Origin of the sequence: Acidisoma cellulosilyticum (assembly GCF_020621385.1) — a bacterium.
Taxonomy (GTDB): Bacteria; Pseudomonadota; Alphaproteobacteria; order Acetobacterales; family Acetobacteraceae; genus Acidisoma; species Acidisoma cellulosilyticum.
Genome location: NZ_JAESVA010000004.1, coordinates 494516 through 517026 on the forward strand (window position 1 = coordinate 494516; position 22511 = coordinate 517026).

Here is a 22511-nt window from a genome sequence, read left to right on the forward strand (position 1 = left end):
GGAGGCGCGCATGAGTGGCGGTGATCGATGAGGCCTCACTCTGCTTTCGGTTTGCCTTGGATTGTCTGTATGACGGCGTGCATAAGGACCGAAATCAGCATACCCAGAAGGCCGCCCAGAACGACATTGAACGCCCGGCTGGCCGCCAAGACATCCCCCTGGCCCAGCACCATCAGTGCCAGGGCAACGCAGGCACAACGCAGCCCGAAGGCGAGGACATAGCGGCGAATTGCTACCAGCGTCAGCAATGCCGCCAGTGCGGCCAGCCCATAGGTCAGGCCGTCATGCGGGAGGATGAAGCTGGCGCCGATACCGAGCGGTACCCCCACCAAAGCTCCTGTCAGTCGCTCCCGCAACTTGCGCCGATCACTGGCCGTTGTCCCGGTGATGACGCTGGCTGCCGACCAGATCACCCATTCTCCATATTGCAGATGCTGCCATTCCACGACGCCGGCCGTCACGGCAACGGCCACAAATGTAGCGGCCATGGGTTCAAGGACGCGCTGACGTTCGCCGTGATCGCTCCGACGAAACAGGCGCCAGAACCCATGGCTATGGCCGGTGAGCGCGCCGGTGCTTTGCCGATAGCGGATGATCGATAGAATCAGCCCAGGGACAACGGCGGCCGCCAGATAGGGCAGAAAGTGAAGACCGCGCAATGCCAGAACGCCGGGTGCCGAACCGTCTCTGAGATCCGAAGCGAGATAAAGGATGGGAATGAAGGTCCAGCTTCCGAGAGACCGAAACGTCGCTCCGTAGGAGCGTAACATGACGCTGGCCCCGCCCAGGCTCGCCGCACCGAGGACAAATAATGGTGGAACGGCGAAAGAGATGAGCAAAAGGATAATGCCCGCCGCCACGACAGCAGCGTGCAAAATGACCCCGAGCGGAGCAAGACCGACTTTTTCAACAACTATATAGATCGCCATACCGACGATCATCGCCCGCCACCATTGAAGATTACCCGAGAGGCCGGCGGCGAGCATGAGCGGCGACAAAACGATGAGCGTTATGACCAGCGTTTGCCAGTCAATCTCCCGCTGCAGGCGCCAAAACAGCATTCTTGCCTTGATAACCCAAACACCTGATCCCATCGCCATTCCCAGTAGGGGCTCTGCTTCTTAGTCCGCGCGGCCGCCTTCGACGCAGAAACGCGCGTGCATTATCACGTTAACGCGCGGTATGCCTCTCTCACGTGTCCGGCCTGCGCCTCCGGGACATTCTGGCACTGAAGCGACGCAAAGCCCGCGGCGGAATGGTGCATGACATGGCCTTTGCCAGTTTCCTGCCGATGGATGCTATCTGCGTGACGTATAGTAACAAAAATCCCGTTTCGATTGTCCGGATTTCCCAGTAAAACGCCAGGAAGAGAGCGACTGGGAGGTGACACATCTTAGCCGAATGCTCGGTTAGGTGCCGCGGCCCGATAAAAGGGTTCAATCTTGATCGCCATTGTTCGCCTAGCGCTCAGAAAACCCTACACGTTTATTGTGATGGCGATCCTCATCATGATCTTCGGCGTCATGTCCGCGCTGCGGACACCGGTGGATATCTTTCCGAATATAAACATTCCCGTCGTCAGTGCCGTTTGGAGCTATACGGGATTGTCGCCGGACGGAATGGCCGGCAGGGTGGTGTCGATTTACGAGCGTTCCCTGACGACCACCGTCAACGATATCCAGCATATCGAGAGTCAGTCCCTGGCCGGCTACGGCATCGTGAAAGTCTTCTTTCAGCCGAATGTGAACATCAATACGGCGCTGGCTCAAGTAACGGCCATTTCACAGACCGTTCTCAAGCAAATGCCGGCGGGTATTACGCCACCTATTATTCTAAGCTATAACGCGTCCAGCGTGCCGATTATTCAGCTCGCCTTGTCAAGCAACCGCTATTCGCAGACCAGGCTTAATGATCTTGCGATGAACTTCATTCGTCCGCAGATCACCACGGTGCAAGGCTCGGCCATTCCGGCCCCCTACGGTGGCGCATCGCGGCAGTTGCAGATCGACCTCAATCAGCAGGCACTGCAATCCTACGGGATTTCGGCCGCCGATGTCGTGAATGCGCTGACGACGCAGAATTTGATCACACCTGCCGGCACAGAGAAGATCGGGAAGTTTGAATATACGGTCTCGCTCAACGACTCCCCCTTGCGCATGGCGTCATTCAGCGATCTTCCCATTAAAGTAGTGCATGACACGGTAATCTATATGCGTGATGTCGGCACCGTCCATGACGGCAGCCCGCCGCAGACCAATCGTGTGGAGCTGGACGGCAAGCCCGGCGTGCTGATGACCGTGCTGAAAAATGGCTCCGTCTCCACGCTGGCGATCATCGCAGGGATTAAGAAACTATTGCCCCAGGTGTCGCAGCTTCTGCCCCCAGGGGTCGATATGCGTGCCGTGGGGGACCAGTCCGTTTTCGTCAAGGATTCGGTCACCGCGGTCATAAGGGAAGGCGTCATTGCCGCAGGACTGACGGCGATCATGATACTGCTGTTTCTCGGCAGTTGGCGTTCGACCCTGATCATCACGATTTCCATTCCTCTCGCCATTCTCAGTTCCATCACCATTCTTTCGCTGCTCGGCGAGACGATCAATGTCATGACCCTCGGCGGACTAGCCCTGGCCGTCGGCATTCTCGTCGATGATGCAACGGTGACGATCGAGAACATCAATTTCCATCTTGAGCAGGGCAAGAAGATCGAGCCGGCCATCATGGACGGCGCCCAGCAGATCGTCCTGCCCGCGACCGTATCCTTGCTGTGCATCACGATCGCCTTCACGCCGATGTTCGGTCTGGGTGGCGTCGCCGGCTATCTTTTTCGCCCGCTGGCCGAAGCCGTCGTCTTTGCGATGATGAGCTCCTACGTCTTGTCGCGGACATTGGTGCCGACCATGGCCAATTTCCTGCTTCGTGGCACATCGACCCTGCCGCATGGGAGCAAAGGGGCTGCCAGTCGCAATCCGTTCTCCTTATTCCAGCAGAAGTTCGAGCAGGGTTTCGAATTTGTGCGCAGCCTCTACCGTGGTCTGCTCACTCTGGCACTCCAGGCGCGGTTACCGGTGATCGGCGGGTTCTTTGCCATTGTCGTGCTATCCGCAGGGCTTGTGCCTTATCTCGGCCAGAACTTCTTTCCGGATATCGATTCCGGCGAGATCAAGTTGCATGTCAGGGCGCAGACCGGCACACGCATCGAAGCCGTTACGCGCCTGATCGAGCAAGTGACGCGGACGATCCGGGTTTTGGTCCCGCCGGATCAGATTGGGAGCATCGTCAACAATATCGGTTTGCCGATCAGCGGCATTAATCTCTCCTACGGCAATTCCGGCACGGTGAGCGTGGCGGATGCCGATATGCTGATCACGTTGAAGGGGCAGCACCGGCCGACGGACGAGATCGTGAAAATGCTGCGCGAAAAGTTGCCGGCAGCCTATCCCGGCACGGTCTTTTCCTTCCTGCCGGCCGATATCGTCACGCAAATCCTCAATTTTGGTCTGCCGGCGCCAATCGATGTTCAGATTGTCGGCAGTAATCTGACGGCGAGCCGAGCCTATGCCGATGATATTCTGGCAAGGCTCAGGCGAATACCCGGTGTTGCCGATGCAAGGATTCAGCAGGCCTTTCAAACACCGACGCTTAACGTCAACCTGAACCGGACCTTTGCCAGCATGGTCGGTGTAACGGAAGGCAATGCTGCCACCAGCATGCTGGACACGCTCGGCGGCAGCACGCAGACGACGCCGATCTATTGGCTTAACCCGGCGACCGGCGTGTCCTATCCGGTTGCGGTGCAGACCCCGCAATACGCCATGAGTTCGTTGGGCGATCTCGATAACCTGCCGCTGCGCGCCGCCGGGTCCACGCAGTTGCTCGGCGGGCTGGCGACGATACAGCCGGGGCCGAGCGATGCGATTGTGACCCATTACAACACGCGACCGGTGATCGATATCTACGCAACCCCGCAAGGGCGCGATCTGGGTGCCATCGCTGCGGATATTCGCAAAGTCCTGGCCGAAACGTCGCATGATCTGCCGCGTGCGACCTCGGTCTCTCTCATCGGGCAGGTCAGCACCATGGCCAGCGCCTATGCTCAGCTTTATTATGGGCTCGGCTTCGCAATCGTCCTGATCTATTTGCTGATCGTCGTGACCTTCCAATCCTGGCTCGATCCCTTCGTCATTGTTCTGGCCTTGCCGTTCGCGCTGGCCGGGATCGTCTGGATGCTGTTCATCACCAATACCACGCTCTCGGTTCCGGCGCTGACCGGTGCCATTATGTGTATGGGCGTCGCGACCGCGAACAGTATTCTGGTCATTAGTTTCGCCCGCGAGCGGTTGGCAGCCGGACGGAATTCTCTTCAGGCGGTGATGGAGGCCGGCAGCACCCGGTTTCGCCCGGTGGTGATGACGGCGCTGGCCATGATCATCGGCATGGCGCCGATGGCGATCGAGCCGGGTCAGAACGCGCCGCTCGGCCGGGCGGTCATCGGTGGTCTGATCTTCGCCACTTGTGCCACTCTTTTCTTTGTTCCGCTTGTCTTTTCCTTAGTCCATGCACGCGACCATCTGAAAGCCCCGGCGGGCGCGATGGCTGCGGCACACCTGTCCTGATGTCGCCGAGAACGGAGTTCTCATGTCCATAGAACCATCCCGAGACCCGGACGACGGCGGCGCCACGAACAGGCAGCCGGATCATCACGCCGTCGCCGAGCCGCCGATACGCGCTATTCGTCCCTGGTGGGTCGGTGTCACCGGTCTTGTCCTGGCCATGGGCGCCGTTCTTCTGGTCGTGCGGGGCATTTCGGCGCGCGCCCATACAGAGAATGCTTTGAGCATCTGGACCAATGCGCAAGCGGTGCCGACAGTCGCCCTGGTTGAGCCGACGGTCGACGAACAGGCACGTCAGATTACGCTGCCGGGCACGATTCAGGCATTTTACGCGGCACCGATCTATCCGCGTGTCACGGGCTATGTGAAATCCTGGAGCACGGATATTGGTGCTCATGTCAGCAAAGGCCAGGTACTGGCGACGATCGACACGCCTGACCTCGATCAGCAGCTCATCCAGGCGCAAGCCAATCTTGCGAGCGCGGTTGCGGGTGAGCAACTGGCAGCGGTCACGGCGAACCGCTGGTCTCAGCTTCTGAAATCCCAGACGGTGTCGGTGCAGGATCAGAACGAGAAGATATCCGACGCGATCGCGAAGCAGGCGGCCGTGCAGGCGGCCCAGGCCAATGTCGGGCAATTGGAGGCGTTTCAGCGTTACAAGAATATTGTAGCCCCGTTCGACGGGATCGTGACGGCGCGTCACGTCGATATCGGCGATCTCGTTTCCGCGGGCAGCGCCGGCTCCGCTCTATTTCAGGTTTCGGACGTTCATAAAGTGCGCATCTACGTTCAGGTTCCGCAGGCTTTCGCCGGCAAAATGCAGCCTGGGCTCAACGCAACGCTCAATCTGCCGCAATATCCTGATGAGATCTTCGACGCCAAGCTGGCGACGACGGCCAATGCATTCGATGAGGCATCGCGGACGGTGCAAGTTGAGCTGCAAGCCGATAATGCGAATGACAAGCTTTGGCCGGGGACCTTTGCCGAGGTCTCATTCTCCGTCCCGGCTGCCGCGCATGTTTTGCATGTTCCCGCAACGGCACTCGTGCTGGATGCCAATGGTGTCCGTGTCGCCTTGCTCGGCAGTGGTGACAAGGTCAAATTCCAGACCGTGACCCTGGGGCGTGACCTCGGGGATCAGGCCGAAGTGTTGAGCGGGCTCTCACTGGCCGACAAACTCATCGACAGCCCGCCGGAATGGTTGAGTGCGGGCGATACGGTGAAAGTCGCAAGCCAGGCACGATAATCCAGGGATCTGATGACCTGCCTGCTGACAAGTGGTTGCGCTGTCGCAGAAAATTGAACCGGACAGGCTCAGGTTGATCGTAAATTTGCCTTGGCCCGATCGCCCCGGCCAAGGGAATGAGTGCTAACCTTGATTTGGCTGGCAGCATCGGGAGGATGGCATGCGTTACAAAAAATTCGGTGGGACGGGTCTGCAAGTCTCGGAACTTTGTCTTGGAACCATGACATTTGGCCTGCAATGCGATGAAACGCAAAGCCGGGCGATATTGAATGCAGCTTCCGAAGGCGGCATCGATTTCCTGGATCTGGCGAACGTCTATCCCCTTGGTGGCGGAAAAGCGATGGCCGGCCGCACGGAGGAGATCGTCGGATCCTGGTTGGATGGCAGGCGCCAGGATTTCATCATCGCCACGAAATGTGCCGGCGAAATGGGGGCTAAGCCTTGGCAACGCGGAATGTCTCGAAAGAGCATCCTGGACGCGATTGACGCGTCTCTGCGACGTCTGCGCACTGATTACATCGACCTTTATCAATTACATCGCTTTGATCCCTTGACCCCTTTGGACGAAACGCTCGAAGCGCTGGACAGCGTGGTGCGTGCAGGGAAGGCGCGCTATGTTGGCGTATCAAACTGGCAGGCCATTCGGGTCGCGCGCGCGCTCGGCCGCTCCGAAGTAAAAAACCTCGTGTCGATCGATTCCGTCCAACCGCGGTATAATTTGCTGTTTCGTGCCTTCGAGCGTGATCTGCTGCCTCTATGCGAGGAGGAGGACGTGGCTGTCATCCCATACAATCCGCTTGCGGGTGGATTATTGACCGGCAAACACAATCCCGGCGAAGCCCCGCCGGAGGGTGGCCGTTTCAAGCTGGGGGAAGCAGGCTCACGTTACCAGGACCGTTATTGGCATGAACGATCCTTCGAAACGGTTGAGCGGTTGCGCGTGGTCGCGCGTGAGGCAGGCTTGACATTGGCGACAATGGCCATGCGTTGGGTGATGTCCAATCCCGCCGTTACGGCACCGATCATCGGTGCAAGTCGGCCCGAACAGTTGGCTGATAGTTTCGCCGCCGCCGAGCAAGGTCCTTTGGAAGCAGACCTTAAAGCGAAGCTCGACGAGATGACATTTGAATGGCGCGCCGTCGAAGCCGAAAGATAAACGGCCAGGTTGTAAACTCAAAATTTCTCAACGCGATGGGGATGGATTTCCCCTTCGCTCACTCAAACAGGCGCAACGAAAAGCTTAGCTGGAGCTCCGCTCGAACTTGGCGCTATCGCGGCATCCGAAGCCGGATTTTGCGCCGGTTATGCTTTCTCGAAGAAGAGTGCAAGATTATTCGCGGGCATCACGAGGCGCTCTGAGAGTTTGAAACCTTGAAGCACCGCGAGTGCGACGACATTGCCCAGATCCCGCAGACCCCAGGCTGGATTACGTGCTTTGAGGTCTTGGTGAAATGCCAAGTTGCTCGGCGCAGTTTCGACCTCAGTCTCAAGGTAGGGGCCGTATAAAAAAAGCAGACCACCGGGCGGCAATAGCCGGCTGGCTCCAACCATCAGTCCTTGCGCCGCTGACCATGGCGCTATGTGGATCATGTTGATGGAGATGACGACATCCGTCCGTTCAAGCGGCCATTCATCGGGGGAAGCGGCATCGAGATATAATGGCGCATGCAAGTTCGGCAGAGCGGTGTGGTCGCGCCACGCGGCTATGCTGACAAGGGCGTTCGGGTCGGCATCGGTCGGCTGCCATTCAAGATGAGGGAATGCGGCAGCGTTGAATGCCGCATGCTCTCCCGTGCCGGCGGCGATTTCAAGCACGGAGCCGGATTTTGGCAGTCTTGTCCTGAGAGCCGCCAAAATCGGCTCTCGGTTGCGCGCGACAGAAGGCGAAAATCGGGCTTCTGGAGGAAGTTGGTCTGACATCCAGACACAATACAAGGCCGATGGGTTATTATACAATCCGCGTGGAGTTGCCCTGGCTAAAAACCGCCGGAAAGATCCGCGATGAGATCTAGCTACTGCAGCTCAACCACAACGCCATCAGACCGGCACGACTGTGAACGCCAAATTTACGAAAAATGCCGACGATATATTGGTGGACGGTAGCAGCCGACAGGAGCAACTGGCGGGCGATGTCTTTTTCGGATGCGCTGGTCAATAGCAATTGCATGACCTTGCGTTCGGCAGGGGTCAAGGGCGAAGACGCCACCACCAGGCCGTAGCTCAGCATCATGTGGCGATGAAACCATTTGATCCCGCGCAGCGCGTAGGAAAGCTTGGCGATCTGTTCATCCGTGAAGGTTGTCTGCGCATAAAGGCCGACATGCGACTCACAATCCTTGTTCAAAGGAAATGCGACGAAAAGAGCATCGACGGTACCGACAGAGGCATAATAGCGCTGATAAAAAGCGGATTCGAACCAGCTCGCGGGCAGTTCTCGCCGGAAGGAATAGGATCTGAAGGCGCCGACGCGCTGCATTGGCAGAAGGAAGGACGGGTCGATCTCGCGCTTGTCCCAGACCTCCAGGATATCCTTGAAATGTCCTTCGTCCGGATGCGGCGGAATGGCATGAAGGGCCTGCACCGCGCCGACGCGCCAGCCTTGCAATGGGTCGGTGTCATGGGCGCCCTCCAGCCGGACCGCACCCGCCCAGGTTGCATTCCAGGCACCAACCGTTTCGCACAGAAATGAAAGGAGATGCAGGACGGCCTGAGTGGAATGGTCGGCGCCAAACCCGCTGAGGTCATCCCAGACGCGATGTATGGCCTCTTCGCTAGTGGCTGTCATCATGGAGGGCTAAGCCTCGGAGGAGAGTCCTAACTCTCGACAGCGGTGAAATCTGTCAAGGGCTATGTTCGTCTCGGGGCAGGCTAAGCCGGACAGGGATCGTTGCCGCAGTTCCCTATCCGCCCCTCCAGGACCAAAGACGGCGGCCGGGGCCAAGAAGAAGCCTTGCACCGATGCCTTCGCCGGCCCGAACGCCTGCTATCCTTGGTCAGAGATCAAGGACTATTCCCTTGGCCTGATCGGCCGCGGGGACGGAACAACAGAGGAGTACGGCGCCGTCCTCTGCCTCGGCCACAGTATCCTCCTCCTGCACGACGCGGCCTTCTCGGAGTTGCGTGGAGCAGGTACCGCAAATGCCTGAACGGCAGCTAAAGGCCGGGGCAAGACCGAGCGTCTCTGCGAATTCCAGCAGCGTTCCCTGCGCCGGAGACCATTCGCCGGAGATGCCGGATCGGGCAAAGGTCACTGTGACAGGGGCGGTCTGAGTGCTGTCCGGCAGCAATGTCGGTTTCAGCTTGAGAGCGCCGCCGAAGGATTCGTATCGGATGCTGGCGGGTGAGGCCCCGGAAGCGGTCAGCCCGTCATAGAGCGACTGCATGAAACCAGTGGGGCCGCAGAGATAGATATCGGCCTCACTGATCGGGAGCAGCTCCGCGAGCCGGGCGGCTGTCATACGGCCCTCACTGTCATGGGTTTCGCCCAGGCGGTCCTCCGCCGCTGCTGCACCGTAGATGATATGCACGGAGAGCCAGGAATGCTTGGCCGCCAGCGCGCGCACATGCGCGCCGAAGGCATGGGCCTTGCCATGATGCGCGCCATGGATGAAATGCACGCGCCTTGCGCCGCCGACCCGTTCCGCTTCGATGACCAACTGGTTCAGCATGGCAATCATCGGCGTAATGCCGACGCCCGCGGAAACCAGGGCGACCGGCCGCTCGTTGCCGGCCGCGAGCGTAAACTTGCCGCGCGGTGTCATCGCTTCCACCTGGAAACCTGGGTCGGCCTTGTCGTGCAGATAGGCCGAAACCGATTTCTCCCCCTCGCATCGTTTGATCGACAGGCGGAACTGGCTGCCGTCTGTCACATCCGAGATCGTGTAGGTACGCAAGATTGGGCGCGATTGCCCTGGCAGGGTCAAGCGGATCGGCAGGAACTGACCAGGGACCGCGGCCACCGGGCCAGCGTCGCTGCGGCGCAGGTAGAAGGAGGTGATGGTGTCGCTCTCGCGCTCCACTTTGAACACCTCATAGCGGTGATAGGTGTTGGGTGTTGCGACGGCAGCGACGGGCGCCGGATTTGCGATCAGCGCCTGCACGACGAGGCGCTGGAAGTGGAGGGGGAGTGCCTCTGCATGCGGCAGGAAGCGCGCCTTCTCAGGCAGACCTGACCGCAGCCCGTACTGCACGGAATCCGTCAGGTCATCATCTTCACGCGCGACCTGCTGGTTGAATTCGATGAGGTCCTTGGCGAAGTCCTCGGCAACACCCGGCGCGAAATATTGCTCGGAAGCCCCATTCGTGCTGTTCGGCCCATTGGGCATCCAGACATCCACCGACATGTTCGGGAAGCCGGGATTGATATTGATGGTGAGGTTCGGCCAGAGCAGGTGATACTGCGCCTGTCCCACGTCGCCGCGCGCGTCGTAGGTTTTGATCTGGCTTTTCGCTTCGAGGGCAGAATCGCGCACATAGCCGATCTGGCTGGAAAACCACTCATCATGGGTGAGCGCGTAATTTTCGGGTTTCACGTCAATGGCCGCGCTGAACCCCGGATGCGCGATCGCGCAATGATAGCATTCGAGGTAGTTTTCCAGCAGCGTCTTCCAGTTGGACTGCGAGACCCATTCCGTGCGGCTATAGAGTTCGAGCTTGTCGAGGTCGATACCGCTCTGCGCGATGAGATCGAGTACGCGACCGTGATAGACATGGGCCGGTTTCGCATCGCGGTCGAGATTGACGAAGACGAAGGGCCCGATGGCCTCTGCCCGGATCGGCAATAGCGGATAGTCTTCGAGCCGGAAATCCGGCTCATCATCCGAGCGCGGCGCGCCCTTGAGATTGCCATGCAGGTCATAGACCCAGGCATGGTAGCCGCACTGGATCTTGCTTGTATTGCCACGTCCTTTGAGGACCTGATGCCGACGGTGACGGCAGACATTGACGACGCCTGCAAGTCCGTCCGCGTTGCGGATAACCGCGACAGGAACAAGCCCCACCATGCCCGTGATATAGTCACCATTATTCGCCAAGGCGCTCGCCGGCCCGATATATTGCCAGGTCCGTCGGAATATGTCGGTGATTTCGCGCTCTGTGACGGCCGGGTCAGTATACCACGCGGTGGGAAGGCCGTCGCCGTGCTCCACGGCCGACAGCAACGCCTGATAGTTCTCCGCTTGAATGGTCATCGTAAATCCCTAACATCCGGTTTTTGTGCGGGGGTTCCTGGGCCTGTGCGCAGGACGAGCGGAATCAAGAGCAGAAGGATGAGGCCGGCGCAGAGCATGATTTGGCTGAAGCTGACGGAGGACGCGGGGAGCACGACCAGTGTGGAGGCGCCCATCATGCCGATGCTGTAGGCGATGTTGTAAACAGCGTAGACAGCGCCGTAGCAGGCAAGGCCGCGCCGCTCGACCGCATAGCCGAGTTCGGCGGCGGTGGGATTAAGCAGGAAGGCAAGGGCTATGCTCACGAGGCAAAGAACAAGCCCGATCATCGGCAAGGACAGCGACACGCCGAGCAGCGGCAGCGTGACGGCCATGCCAAGCAAGCCGCCGATGATGGTGGGCTTGAGGCCAAAACGCGCGGTGGAGAAGCTCACCAAAGGCGCAAATAGCCCGTAGACGATCGAGGCGACCGTAAACAGCAGCCCGACCACGGCAGGACCTGGGCCGCTGGTGCGTTGCAGATGGTGCGGCAGCAGCGGTTCCAAAATGCCCCAGCCGGCGGCGGCGGCGGCAACCGCGATGGCCGAAACCACCACGCTGCGATCCATCAGCAGGTCGAGCGTGGATAGACCGGACGAGAGAGGCGGCACCTTGCTTGGCAGCAGAAGAAAGCGCCCAACAGCGTCGATCAGCACCAGCATGCCGAGCACCAGGAAGGTCGATTTATAGCCGCCGATTTCATAGAGCGCGCCGGATAGGACAGGGCCAAGGACGGTTCCCGCGGTACTCGCCATGAATGCGATTCCGAGCATGCGGACGCGATCGCTCTGGTAATGCGAGGCGAGGAGGGCGAAACCCGCGGTCCAGGTTGCTGCCGCCGCCACGCCTTGCAGCACGCGCCCAAGCAGCATAGTGGCAAAATCAGGCCCCGCGCCGAGGAGCAGCACGGCCAGGATACCGAAGCCCGATCCCAGCAGCATAGGAAATCGGTAGCCGCGTCGATCCCCCAATATGCCGAACAGCGGGGTGCTGACCAGCAACCCGAAGGCATAGGCGCCGTAGAGGACGCCGAGTTGCCTATCCCCCGCTTGGCCGGCGGGTGAATAAGCGCCGAGTGCGACGATCGCGCCGTAAACAAGGTAATCGACCAAAGCAGCGAAGGCGACCGAACTCAGCGCCGCATACCGGCTGACGCGCAAGCGGCCGAGACATGCCGAGCTTTCCAACAATTATGTACCTGCTCTGGGTGCTTTTAACTGAGACGTTTGGATGGCAAAACCATAAAGCCGAGGCGTCATGCGAGGCGGTGCAATCTCGCCGAAGGCATGCTGACGCTTGGCCTTATTCTGACGCGCAAGAATTTACAGATATCGCGGAAAGCCTGAGATGGCCAAGCCTACTAAACAGGAGGGGTAGGGGGGCATGAGACCAAGAGCAGACAGTATAGTTGAAATATTTTTGTTAGGATTTGTAAAATTCACAGAATTCCACTTTGCACGCTTATTCGCTTTCATAGGCGAGGTATCGCATGATCTTCCAATGACCGTCGGACTGGCGTTGGAAGATATCCATCCCAGGCTCCTCATGCGTCGTGACGTCTTTATTGGATAGAGTGACCGTCGAAATCCAAGTCAACCTCACGGCAGCCATGGAGCCGGAGACAATGATTTCCTTGATATGCAGACCATATTGAAAGGTCTTTGTATTGTCGGCCAAGGCGCGATGAAGCCGGGCACAGAGCAAGGGATAGCTCTGCTCAGGCAAGCCCCGAAAATCATAGCGGAGATCGGTCGAGAAAAGATCGCAGATATGGGCAGATCGGCGCGCATTGAAATCAACACGCCAATGCTCCAGCGCCGTGCGGATGGCGGAGGCAGAGTCCGGCTGAGCATAGGCGGCGCCGTCCAAGCCGATGCCGAAACAGGCGATGGTTGCGCCGACAAGAATGCGTTTGGGGAGCATGCTGGCTCGTTTTGGTTTTGCTATGACGTCCATCGCTTTATGTGCCATATCGACAGATAGATAATTGGGTTGCGCGATGTCTCTTCCTTATTTCGCCTGCATGCTGGCCGTGGCTCAGCTGCAGCACCTTCCACCGCGCGTTCTGCCCTCGATCCAGGCGGTCGAAGGAGGCGCGGTCGGCACGGTAAGCCACAATCGGGATGGTTCGGAAGATCTGGGCGTCATGCAGATCAATACCCGCTGGCTGCCGGTTCTTGCCGTCCGCTTTGGTGCCGACGAAGAGGCGGTGCGTAGCGCGCTGATTCGCAAGCCCTGCCTGAATATTCTGGTCGCGAGCGCCATTCTGCGCGCCTATCTTCGCGAAACGAACGGCAATATTCTGCAAGCCGTCGGCGATTATCATTCCCATACGCCTTTGCTGAACCACAGCTATCAGGCCGAGGTGATCGACAAGGCTCAGGCGCTTTTCGCCCAGGCGGCGGCTCATCCTTGACCGACGCGGCTTCACTGTCCGCAGGCAACCAGGAGGCCAGCTGTGCCGAAGCTTGGATCGGCATCAAGCGCGGCCGGGCTTGGGTAAGGCCTGCGCCAAGGCTTGCCGTCCCAATCATAGAGTGTGTAACCCCGGAACCCACAGAGTTTCCCGGCCGAGCGATAGCAGGCCACCGCCCCGTCAAGAGCTAGATTACACGTGATATGGCTGACTTCCTGACCGGTCGGCAGAAAGTTCGTCTGCCGTTGCGTGCAGGCTGTCAGAGCAAGGATCAAGCTGAGGCTGAGGCCAAATCCGGCCCGGTCCAGCCTGGCATCCGTCATTGCTTGGCGCTTTTCCGCGCCGCATCGGCGGCGGCCTGCACATCGGTCAAAGAGGAGCCGACAACAAGCTGATCCCCCACAACGAAGCCCGGGGTTCCTTGGATACCGAGCTTTTGCGCCAATTGTTCGTTATCGGCAAGGCGCTGCGCGATTGCCGGATCATTCATGTCTTTTTGTAACTTTGTCCAATTCAGACCGAGCTCATCACTGATCCGATGCACCATCGCACTGTCGATATTGGGTGGGCTTGCCATCAGCGCGGCGCGGAACGGCATATAGGCACCCTGCCGTTCTGCGGCGAGCGCGGCTTGAGAGCCGATGACGCTCGGCGGCCCCAGGATCGGGAGATCCTTATAGACGATCCGCAGATCGGGATCGTGCTGTTGCCAGAGACTCAGCATCGGGTCGACCTGGCGGCAATAGGGGCAGCGCGGGTCGTAAAATTCTATAACTGTAACATTCGCCTTAGCCGGACCCACGCTCGGGTCCATTGCATTATAAATCTGCGGCCGGTTGGCCGCGATCGCCTGTCGATTGGTGACCTCCTGCTGGTGCTGCTGATCGGCTTTCCAGGCGCTGATCGCGTCTTGCAGGATCGTTGGATCTTTCACCATGGCGTCCCGAACGATTTGAACAATTTCAGACCGTTGCTCTGTCGAAAAGCTATCCGCGAAGGCTGTCGCGCCCAGACTTGCCGTGCAGAGCATCACGCATAATGGAAAACCAAGCGCTCGGCTTATCTTTCGGTCAAGCCGCCAATATCGGTTTTGCTTTGTAAACACTGGCATCGCCCTCCCCTTCGTCCTGTGACGGCGGCGTACTTATTTCACCCGCAAAGCAGAGGGCGGTCAATTCCCTTCACTCCGAAAATGACCCCTACTAATTAGTAGGCATGACCGCCTGGCCGGATTTGCGATATGCACATTCTGCAAGGCGTTAAGCGACCTGCTACTCGAACGACTGCCAAATGTGCCGCGCCATAGGTTTCGCTGCCGTCCGCGCGCCCGAAAGCATGCGATCGACCATTTCGCGTTTGATTCCGTTTTAAAAATGATATTGTCATCCGGTGTCGTTGGCGCCGCATGCGGGAGAGGATCGTGATGAAGCTGACGAGGTCCTGGGGCTTGTTCACCGGGCAGGCTCCGCGCAACCGAGGGTTGTATGGCCTCGCTCTTCCTTTCGCGATCTGTCTCGGGTGGCTGAGCATGCCGGCTCCAGCAAGGGCGGATGATGCGTCTACCGTCTCGCCCCCGCCCATCCGGTGTAGCGACGTGCTTGCGCCGCAAGCTCTTGCGATATCGGACCCGAAGGTGGAGAGCGGCCGGATAGCCTTGGATGCGCAACCTGACCTGCTGGTTGAGAGCGACTGCGTGGTCAAGCCGGGGAGCTATTATTTCGGCCATGTCAATATCATCAAGGGCGGCAGTCTGATCTTTAAAGAAAATGACGTGCCTGGGCCGAACAACCAGATCACCTTTTGGGCCAGGTCGATCCTCATCGAAAATCAGGGCGCCATGAAGGCAGGCGTAGACGGAGACAAGCCTTTTGGCGAGAGGGGCGGAAAACTCGATATCGTTCTCTATGGTCCGGATCAGGTCTTCCAGGACGGCAAGATAATACCAGCCCAAGGCGCGGTTTGCGCTTCGGCGATGTCGGGACCGAACGGCGCGCCCTGCGGCATTCCCCAGGACACCTGGATTTCCAACGGTGACGATCCGGTCAGCCTGCCCGGTGGCGCCAAGAAAGACTACTTCTACCGATATGGTCCGCTGATGTTCGACGGTGCCAAGACCAGTACGGGCGCACAAGGGTATTTTGGTTCCAAGACGCTCGGCCTCTCCTATGGCGGGACCCTGCAACTCAAGGGTGCGGAAGGAACCGATCTTGGCAAAGCCATCTTCATGCAACCGGCGGACTACCCGGACCCGGCCCAGAACAAGGACAATTACAAGCTTAATTCCGGCACCAGCTGGGCCCGCCTGAACGGAGACGTGAAAGCCGGCGATAATGAGCTGAAACTCGACAGGCGCGTGCAAAATGACTGGCAGGTCGGGGATGAGATTGTCCTCAGCACCACGGATTATGTCCCGGATCATTCCGAGGATCTGATCATTACGGGCTTCAAGGATGATCATACGATCACCGTCCGGCAGGCGCCGGATGAGACGTCGTCCTGCCGGAAACCGTCGGGCGAATTGACGCCGGCCGAGCAAGAAACCTGCACGACGACGGGGCCGCTGCACTGGGGCCATAACGGCACGCAATTCGATATCGCGACCCTGCTCGGCGCACAGGGAAAGAGCATGACAGGGGGCATGGACCCCGCCTTGCAGCAATCTGCCGAGACCAGGGCTGCGGTCGCGCTGCTGAGCCGGAGCATCGTGATTGAATCGGGTGGCGATCGCGCGGGCGAAACTTTCGCGGACGCAACTAATGGTAGTGATGTCAAGCATGTTCCGAAAAACCCCAACTACGCGATGGGGGCGATCACAACCTTCCGTCAGGGTTTCGAATCGCTGGGGATTGACGGTGTCGAATTCCGTAACCTGGGCGTGGGCGGGCGTATGGACCATTACGCCGTGCATTTCCATGAGGCACGCAATGTGCCGCCGGACACCTATATCCGTGACTCCTCCGTCAATGATTCCATGACGCGGTGGTTCGTTCTGCACGATACCAATGGCGTCGAACTGTCACGCAATGTCGGCTGGAAGTCGATCGGGCATGGATTTTATCTTGAGGACGGGACCGAGGCCGATAACGATCTTTATTCGAATATAGGAATCTTTGCGCGGGCCGGCGTTGTGAGCAGTGACAATCCGCGCAACATTCCAGGAATCCTCTCGCAGAAGAGCATGGAGCCGTCCGTCCGCTACCGGTCCGATGCCGTGAACCCTTCCATCTTCTGGATCACCAATGGCTGGAACGAGCTGGCGGGCAATATGGCCGTGGGCGCGGGAACCTGTGGGACCTGCTTCTGGTATGTCCCGTCCATCAATAGCGATCGTATGGATGTTCCTTCCACCGGGGCTTCCATGCTGACGAATCAGAAGTGGGAGGGTTACTCCGCTGAGCAGGAGCCCTATCCCATCGGTCGGGCGGGGGCCGGAAGCACGCCGGTCAAGCTATTCTATAAGAATTACTGCTCCACGGCGATGGCGGCGCTGAATTTTACCAGCGATGCCTCGCCCTGCGATGCGATGTCCAACCCGTTAGCCGGCACACCTGAGGCCGGGAAGATTGCGCCTATCGTCAATCCTCTGGCAGCGTCGGGGGTAGTGGATGCCGCCAACATGGCTGCCGCGATGTACTATCCGAATATCCTTCCCGGCCTTGTACGTATTCCTACGATCTGCGACCCCAATAAGCCTGGCTCCTGCGCGACGGTCGATCGGTGCTCTAACACCGACCCCAAAACCTGCGGCATCACCGTCGCCGATCATTTCACCACGTCTTTCAATTGGCCGCAGACGAATTTCGCGGCTGTCTGGATGCGCGGGGCATGGAACATCTTCGACAATAGCTTCATCAGCGATGTGCAGAATGGCGGCCTAACCCTCGTCTCCGGCGGCGATTATTCGCGGTCCTCGGTGCCCCTGGGATATTGGGCCCTGGCCAGTCATTCGGTGTTCGCGGGCTTTACGCAGCCGCAGGATGGCGGTGCTTTTGACGGGCCGCATGAATACGCTCTGGAGCAAGGGCCGTGCGCGGCGCTGAACTGCGACCGTCGCTACGGGAATGTAAGGATCGCCCAAAACCAGGGTATTGCCTTCGCGCTGAGCGATTGGGCGACCAATCAACGCCTGTTCAGCATTTATGATGGCCCTGCCTATGAGGACGCCAATGCTTTCCTGAATGTCAAATCTGTAGGCTGCGACAATGCGGAAACCTGCATGTATTGGGGCAAGCCCGGCGTAAGGCGGCTTGACGCGAGCGCCAGCGGTATCGACGACGCGGGCTATCTCCCGAATGCCGCGATCGGCTGGAAACAACCGAACGGCTTCTATTATCCGCCAGCTTTTGGATCGCGGAACCTGTTTTTCGACAATGTGGATATCCGCCACTTCGTGACGACGCCGATCACCAAGCGTGGCACTTATCTGACGGATGCGGCCGAAGCACAGAAGCAATTGGTTGGGTCAGGCATCGTTCCAACCAATGCTTTCACGAACTATACGGATGTCGATCGTCAGACGGTTCTGAATGACGAGGATGGGTCCTTGACCGGTTTCGTGAAAACCGTCTCGGTGAACGATGATTTCTCGTCGATCGAGACCGTCGGAGGGAAAAGCGTGCTCAACAAGCCGCTCGGCGGGTTCTTCGGTGCTCCGATACAGGCGGAGGAGTGTGAGTCGAGCACAGGGGTCAATCCGGACAATGCCTGCGCCAACCAGGTGCCTCAAACGCCGCCCAGTACGCGCACCAGCCCTTATGAATACGTCACGACCGTCGTTTATCCGGAATGCGCAAAACAGGGCACCAAAGACGACGCCTGTGGGTCGATGACGGGTGACGATAACCGGAACCCGATCCCGGAGGAAAAGGAGGTAACCAGCCCGCGGCGGATGATCAACGAAAACCAGCGCGGCGGCGATTGGTCGAAGGACTGCGCTGGGCCGTTCTGTACCGGGGTTAAGCTCTATCGCCAGGATTTGACGACTGAGGAAGCGGCGCAGGCAGGCGTTGCCACCTATCCGCGCGAATGGCAGCAATGGGCGGATAATGGCTGCGACGATCAGGCGGCTATAGCGAAAGCGGTTCAGCTGATGGCACAAAGGACGGTGCTTCGGGCCGAGGGGAAAACGCTTCCTCCGGATGAGGCAGCAGCGGCTGAGCAGGCTGCCGAGGAATTGGAGAAGTGCAATTTTCCCTTCATCCGCATGGCGGGCGCGTCCGAGTGGCAGCGTAGTTCACTCACAGTCAATGGCGGTACCTATTATCTGGATACAACGACCAGTCAGAACGAGCAGCGCTCCACCAACGCCCTGGGTGCGCCGACCGATACCAACATCAATTATGTGGATTGTGCCTACCGCCAAGGGAATTTGAAGACGCTTAACTGTGAGCCGCGTAGCGTGAATGTCTTCAAAGGCGGCGAGACCTATGACGTCCTCTTTCTTTTCGTGACGCCGACGATAGAGCAAACGTATCAGATCTATGTTGGCGACGGCTTCAATAAAGACACCGATATCCATGGCGTGCAGGTGCCTGACTCTAATCAGCATTTCAAGATCGACCCGTGGAGCGCGATGCCGAAGTCCTGGATCGAAAATGCAAAGATGATCAGCAGTGATCCCAAGGAAGAGCCCGCGCGCAAGGATGTCCTGCAGATAACCGTGAATTTCTCGGAAGTCGAAGGTCTAAACCCGAAGGATTCAAAGGTGATCGATAGCGGAGAGACTTGCCAGCCTCACTCCTTCTGTGAACCGGACGGGACATCACCCAGCGGCTGTGGATGCAATATCAAGGCATTGGAGGAACAGCCTTGGCAGTCGCTGAGCCCGACGTTGAAAGCAAGCTGCCAGAATGCATGCGAAACATGGGCGGTGCATGATCTCGATTATCCGAAGAGCGGTATCCTTGGCTTCTCTTTCACGCTGCCCAAAACCTTCACGGCGGAAGATCAGTATCGGCGGCCACAGCCCGCGCCCGCTGCGATCGACGCTGCGCCGTGGAATGTAGAATTGACCTCGCCGAAAGATGAAGCGCTTGCCGGCGTCTGTTACCATGCGCCGAACCAGACTCCCGGCAAGGGAAGCTGCGGAGTGCCGAATTGACCCGTCCTAGACGTTTGCACAAGCGTCCATGATGGATAGTGGGCGAAACGCGATAGAGGCGGTGCTTGCCGCGAGAGGGCTGCTTTCCGAAGCAGCCCTTGAGCGTGTACGCCGCCTGGAAACGGAAAGCGGCGAAAGGATCGATCTGATCGCGTCCAAGCTCGGTCTGCTCTCCGACCGAGATCTGGCTTCCGCCTATGCCGAGGTTCTGGGCAAGCCTCTAGTCATGCCAGGCGATTTTCCCGCGGAACCCATAGCACCGGAGCGGGCGCGCCTCGCCTTTCTCAAACGCGCGCGTGTGCTGCCGATTGCCGAGACCGATACGGAACTCGTGCTGGCGATGGCTGATCCACTGGATGATGCCGCCGCGCAAGCGCTGGAATTCGCGTTCGGCAAATCCGTGGCGCGCGTGGCTGCCGTGCCGGGTGATATCGACGCGGCCCAGGACCGGCTCTACAGCGAAGGCCGCTCATCCCTCGGGCAGATTGCCGACGCTGCCGGAGGGCGCGAGGACGCCGACCGGGATTCGGACCTGGAACGGCTCAAGGATCTGGCGAGCGAGGCGCCGGTTATCCGACTGGTCAATGCGCTCATTACCAGCGCGGTCGAGATGCACGCCTCCGATATCCATCTTGAATCAATGGAAAGCGGCTTGCGTATCCGCTACCGGATCGATGGTGTGCTGCGCGAGATGGAAGCGCCGCCGGGACGGCTGCGCAGTGCCGTGATTTCGCGCATTAAAATCATGGCCAAACTCAATATTGCCGAGCGGCGACTGGCGCAGGACGGCCGCATCCGTCTGGCCGTACGCGGCAAGGAGATCGATTTTCGTGTCTCCACGACACCCGCGATCCACGGCGAAAGCGTCGTCCTGCGTATTCTGGATCGCGGATCCCTGGCTCTCGATTTTGAGATACTCGGCTTCGACGATGCCCAGCTTCCCGCTTTTCTTGCCTGCCTCTTTCGTCCCCATGGCATTGTGCTCGTCACCGGGCCGACCGGCAGCGGCAAGACCACCACGCTCTATGCCGCGCTCAGCAAGCTGAATGCCCCGACATCCAAGATCCTGACGGCAGAAGACCCGGTTGAGTATGTTCTGCATGGCGTGAACCAGGTGCAGGTGAAGGCCGAGATCGGGATGACCTTCGCGTCCGCGTTGCGCAGCTTTCTGCGCCAGGACCCCGATATCATGATGATCGGTGAAATCCGCGATCTTGAGACGGCGCGGATCGCCGTGCAGGCGGCTTTGACGGGGCATCTTGTGCTCTCGACAGTGCATACGAATGACGCGGCGAGTGCCATGACCCGTCTTCTCGATATGGGGATCGAGACTTATCTGCTGACATCGACCATCAACGGCGTGCTTGCGCAGAGACTTGTGCGCCGCCTTTGCCCTGCCTGCCGCGAAGCCTATACGCCGGATCCGCCTTTGCTTGCCGAGTTGCAGCTTGAGAGTGACGGCGAGGTGAAGCTCTATCGCCCCGTCGGCTGTCCCCAATGCAACGGAGTCGGGTTCAGCGGGCGTACCATGATCCTCGAACTGATGGTGATGAATGATGCGCTGCGCGCCCTGGTGCTGCGGCGGACAGAGGCGCGGGAGCTCCAGGCCCGCGCGATCGCGGACGGCATGCAGACGATGTATGCGCACGGCATGCGCAAGGCGCTCGTAGGGATTACCACCTACGAAGAGGTCCTGCGCGTGACGCGGGAGTTTTAGTCCGTGGCGGTCTTTCGCTACCGCGCCCTGTCGGCCGCCGGGGATATGGTAACAGGCGAAATCGAAGCGCCAAGCGAGGTGGCAGCCATTGCTCGCCTCAACGAGCGAACCTTGCTCCCCATCCAGGCGGTTGAAAAAGGGGCGTCTTCGCGCTTCACGCTGTCATTGACGCGGGGGGAGCGTCTTGCGCCCGCCGAACTGGCTTTGTTCATTCAGCAGCTTGCGCGCCTGCTGGCCGCCAGCCTGCCCTTGGACCGTGCTCTCGAAATTCTCACGACACTGGTCGAGGATGGGCCGTCGCGGCGGATCGTGGCGCGGCTGTTGGGCCGGGTGCGGGACGGGTCGAGCCTCGCGGAGGCGATGAGCGCGGAAAAAAACGTCTTTCCGCGACTGTGCATTTCCATGGTGCGCGCGGGCGAGGAGGGCGGGGCGGTCCGCGCCGTGCTGGAACGGGTGGCGGAATTTCTCGTCCGGTCCGAGGCGATCCGTCAGAAGGTCATCTCCGCCTTGGTCTATCCGGTCATCCTGACTGTCGTGGCGCTCGGCTCGGTTGCGCTGATCCTGACCCTCGTGATCCCGCAATTTGAGACGATGTTCACCGATGCCGGGGCAAAACTGCCGATGGCGACGCGGATCGTGCTTTTGGCGAGCAAGGGGCTGCGCGGCTATTGGCTTTGGCTCCTGCTCGGCTTGGTCCTGCTTGTGGGCGCGGCCCGTGGCCTTGGCAGCCTGGGGCAGATACAGCGCCTGCGTGACAGGCTGCTGCTTCGGCTGCCGCTGCTTGGCGGCATTTTGATCCGGTTCGAGGTCAGCAGGCTCTGCCGCAGCCTGGCCGTGCTGCTCGCGAATGGTGTGCCGGCCGCGCGTGCCCTGTCCCTGGCAGGGGCGACCGTCGGCAACCGCCTGATGGTGGAGGCTATCGAGACGCTGGCCACGCGCTTCAAGGAGGGCGCGGCGCTCGCCCCCTCGCTGGAGGCGACCGGGCGCTTTCCACCGCTCGCCGTGCAACTCATCCAGATCGGCGAGGAAACGGGTCGTCTGGCGGAGATGCTGCAACAGGTTGCCGATATCTACGACCAGGAGGTCGAGCGCGTATTGCAGCGAGGCATGGCGCTGCTGATCCCTGTCATTACCATCGTCATGGGCCTGCTGGTCGCGTTCATCATGGCGGCGGTGATGACCGCGATGGTCAGTATCTCTGAACTGGCCGGTTGA

Annotated in this window: 14 protein-coding genes; 7 read left to right on the forward strand and 7 right to left on the reverse strand. The window is 59.4% G+C overall.

Annotated elements, in window-relative coordinates; translation table 11 throughout:
* Nucleotides 1-35: 35 nt before the first annotated feature.
* Nucleotides 36-1061: an FUSC family protein gene (locus tag ACELLULO517_RS14550; protein ID WP_227308133.1), complete on the reverse strand. Its 1026-nt coding sequence runs from the start codon at nt 1059-1061 to the stop codon at nt 36-38.
* 381 nt (nt 1062-1442) lie between these two features.
* On the opposite strand from ACELLULO517_RS14550, the gene ACELLULO517_RS14555 reads away from it, so the two are divergent.
* The 3 genes from ACELLULO517_RS14555 to ACELLULO517_RS14565 all read left to right on the forward strand — a co-directional run bounded on the left by ACELLULO517_RS14555 (nt 1443) and on the right by ACELLULO517_RS14565 (nt 7012).
* The gene (locus tag ACELLULO517_RS14555) at nt 1443-4613 is read left to right on the forward strand and encodes an efflux RND transporter permease subunit (RefSeq protein WP_227308134.1); all 3171 of its coding nucleotides are present in this window, start codon (nt 1443-1445) and stop codon (nt 4611-4613) included.
* Nucleotides 4614-4635: 22 nt separating this feature from the next.
* Nucleotides 4636-5856: an efflux RND transporter periplasmic adaptor subunit gene (locus ACELLULO517_RS14560; RefSeq protein WP_227308135.1), complete on the forward strand. Its 1221-nt coding sequence runs from the start codon at nt 4636-4638 to the stop codon at nt 5854-5856.
* A 160-nt stretch (nt 5857-6016) separates the two neighbouring features.
* A complete protein-coding gene (locus tag ACELLULO517_RS14565) occupies nt 6017-7012 on the forward strand; it encodes an aldo/keto reductase (protein ID WP_227308136.1) in 996 nt (331 codons plus the stop codon).
* A 146-nt stretch (nt 7013-7158) separates the two neighbouring features.
* On the opposite strand, the gene ACELLULO517_RS14570 is transcribed toward ACELLULO517_RS14565, so the two are convergent.
* From ACELLULO517_RS14570 to ACELLULO517_RS14590, 5 genes are all read right to left on the reverse strand, one after another.
* Complete coding sequence (locus tag ACELLULO517_RS14570) at nt 7159-7776, reverse strand: DUF938 domain-containing protein (protein ID WP_227308137.1); 618 nt, start codon at nt 7774-7776, stop codon at nt 7159-7161.
* An 88-nt stretch (nt 7777-7864) separates the two neighbouring features.
* Nucleotides 7865-8644: a helix-turn-helix transcriptional regulator gene (locus tag ACELLULO517_RS14575; protein ID WP_227308138.1), complete on the reverse strand. Its 780-nt coding sequence runs from the start codon at nt 8642-8644 to the stop codon at nt 7865-7867.
* 205 nt (nt 8645-8849) lie between these two features.
* Nucleotides 8850-11045, reverse strand: coding sequence for an SRPBCC family protein (locus ACELLULO517_RS14580; RefSeq protein WP_227308139.1), 2196 nt, complete (start codon nt 11043-11045; stop codon nt 8850-8852).
* A complete protein-coding gene (locus ACELLULO517_RS14585; protein ID WP_227308140.1) occupies nt 11042-12250 on the reverse strand; it encodes an MFS transporter in 1209 nt (402 codons plus the stop codon). Before ACELLULO517_RS14585 ends, ACELLULO517_RS14580 begins: the two co-directional genes overlap by 4 nt.
* Nucleotides 12251-12524: 274 nt before the next feature.
* Nucleotides 12525-12986, reverse strand: a complete 462-nt coding sequence (locus ACELLULO517_RS14590) for a YybH family protein (protein ID WP_227308141.1) — start codon at nt 12984-12986, stop codon at nt 12525-12527.
* 76 nt (nt 12987-13062) lie between these two features.
* Here ACELLULO517_RS14590 and ACELLULO517_RS14595 point away from each other — a divergent pair, with 76 nt between their 5' ends.
* On the forward strand, nt 13063-13479 hold the full coding sequence (locus ACELLULO517_RS14595; RefSeq protein WP_227308142.1) for a lytic transglycosylase domain-containing protein: 417 nt from the start codon (nt 13063-13065) through the stop codon (nt 13477-13479).
* Nucleotides 13480-13798: 319 nt separating this feature from the next.
* Here ACELLULO517_RS14595 and ACELLULO517_RS14600 read toward each other — a convergent pair whose 3' ends face one another.
* Nucleotides 13799-14590, reverse strand: a complete 792-nt coding sequence (locus ACELLULO517_RS14600) for a DsbA family protein (protein ID WP_319796427.1) — start codon at nt 14588-14590, stop codon at nt 13799-13801.
* A gap of 336 nt (nt 14591-14926) precedes the next feature.
* Between ACELLULO517_RS14600 and ACELLULO517_RS14605 the strand changes: the two genes are divergently transcribed.
* Genes ACELLULO517_RS14605 through ACELLULO517_RS14615 form a run of 3 tightly spaced genes read left to right on the forward strand, consistent with a single transcriptional unit; the run spans nt 14927 to nt 22511 of the window.
* Nucleotides 14927-19579 carry a G8 domain-containing protein gene (locus ACELLULO517_RS14605; protein ID WP_227308143.1) on the forward strand — a complete coding sequence of 1551 codons (4653 nt, stop codon included), beginning with the start codon at nt 14927-14929 and terminating at the stop codon, nt 19577-19579.
* Nucleotides 19580-19610: 31 nt separating this feature from the next.
* Entirely contained in the window at nt 19611-21296 is a 1686-nt protein-coding gene (gspE, locus tag ACELLULO517_RS14610) for a type II secretion system ATPase GspE (protein WP_227308144.1), read from the forward strand.
* A 3-nt stretch (nt 21297-21299) separates the two neighbouring features.
* Complete coding sequence (locus ACELLULO517_RS14615) at nt 21300-22511, forward strand: type II secretion system F family protein (protein WP_227308145.1); 1212 nt, start codon at nt 21300-21302, stop codon at nt 22509-22511.

What these genes read in the sequence shown, in the direction of transcription:
- ACELLULO517_RS14600 (WP_319796427.1), bottom strand. Translation starts at nt 14,590, where the DNA reads ATGCCAGTGTTTACAAAGCAAAACCGATATTGGCGGCTTGACCGAAAG.
- gspE (WP_227308144.1), top strand. Translation starts at nt 19,611, where the DNA reads ATGGATAGTGGGCGAAACGCGATAGAGGCGGTGCTTGCCGCGAGAGGG.
- ACELLULO517_RS14570 (WP_227308137.1), bottom strand. Translation starts at nt 7,776, where the DNA reads ATGTCAGACCAACTTCCTCCAGAAGCCCGATTTTCGCCTTCTGTCGCG.
- ACELLULO517_RS14595 (WP_227308142.1), top strand. Translation starts at nt 13,063, where the DNA reads ATGTCTCTTCCTTATTTCGCCTGCATGCTGGCCGTGGCTCAGCTGCAG.
- ACELLULO517_RS14550 (WP_227308133.1), bottom strand. Translation starts at nt 1,061, where the DNA reads ATGCTGTTTTGGCGCCTGCAGCGGGAGATTGACTGGCAAACGCTGGTC.
- ACELLULO517_RS14560 (WP_227308135.1), top strand. Translation starts at nt 4,636, where the DNA reads ATGTCCATAGAACCATCCCGAGACCCGGACGACGGCGGCGCCACGAAC.
- ACELLULO517_RS14580 (WP_227308139.1), bottom strand. Translation starts at nt 11,045, where the DNA reads ATGACCATTCAAGCGGAGAACTATCAGGCGTTGCTGTCGGCCGTGGAG.
- ACELLULO517_RS14575 (WP_227308138.1), bottom strand. Translation starts at nt 8,644, where the DNA reads ATGATGACAGCCACTAGCGAAGAGGCCATACATCGCGTCTGGGATGAC.
- ACELLULO517_RS14590 (WP_227308141.1), bottom strand. Translation starts at nt 12,986, where the DNA reads ATGCTCCCCAAACGCATTCTTGTCGGCGCAACCATCGCCTGTTTCGGC.
- ACELLULO517_RS14565 (WP_227308136.1), top strand. Translation starts at nt 6,017, where the DNA reads ATGCGTTACAAAAAATTCGGTGGGACGGGTCTGCAAGTCTCGGAACTT.